The organism is Colwellia sp. TT2012 (assembly GCF_001440345.1).
Lineage (GTDB): Bacteria > Pseudomonadota > Gammaproteobacteria > Enterobacterales > Alteromonadaceae > Colwellia.
This window is the reverse complement of record NZ_LJYX01000191.1, coordinates 1-724: the sequence shown is the minus strand read 5'-3', so window position 1 is coordinate 724 and position 724 is coordinate 1. Positions and strand designations below refer to the sequence as shown.

Below are 724 nucleotides of genomic sequence, written 5' to 3'. Positions count from 1 at the left end.
AGTGCAACTCGCGCACGGTGACGCCTTCCATGGTCAACAGCCCGGCCTCGCTGCTCTCGCCTTCTTTCATCTGCCGCTCGACGATGGCCCGCAGGCGTTCGTTCTTGATGCCGTAGGGCGGCTTCTCGGTAAAGCGGAACAGGCGCACGCCGAACGGGATGCGGATCAGCAACGGCGTGATGAACGCCATTTTGTTGATGCTCCAGCCGTCGTACTTGAGGGTCGTGGAGTACATCAGCAACCCGGCGATCTGGCCCGGAAATTCCGAAGCCAGGTACATCGACATCAACGCACCCATGGACAAGCCACCGACGAACACCTGCGCATGGCGCTGCTGCACCCCGACAAAGGTCTTGCGCACGCCCTCGTACCAATCGCGCCAGCCGGTGGCCTGCAGGTCGTCGTTGCCCCCGCAGTGCCCGGCCAGGGTCGGCACGTACACCGTGCAATTGCCCGCCTTGACCAGGCCCTGGGCCACCCGACGCAACTCGGTCGGGGTGCCGGTCAGGCCGTGGATCAACAGGACCCCGACCGGACCGTTGCCGAGAACGAAGCCGGCGTTGCCTTCGCCGAGATCGATATCGGCCAGGTTCACCGCTTCATCGCTCGGGTCAGCAGTTGCTCCAGCAGCTTCAAGCCCAGGTCGATTTCCGGGTAGCTGATTTCCAGGGACGGCGCCAGGGTGATCACGTTCTTGTAGTAGCCGCCCACGTCAAGGATCAGG

General features: G+C 63.5%; 1 protein-coding gene. It reads right to left on the bottom strand.

The genetic code is table 11. The annotated features are described in order from the left end of the window. Window positions 1–595 (bottom strand): alpha/beta hydrolase (locus ASU03_RS20490; RefSeq protein ID WP_082627382.1); only part of this gene is annotated, 595 nt, incomplete at its 3' end. Window positions 596–724 lie beyond the last annotated feature (129 nt).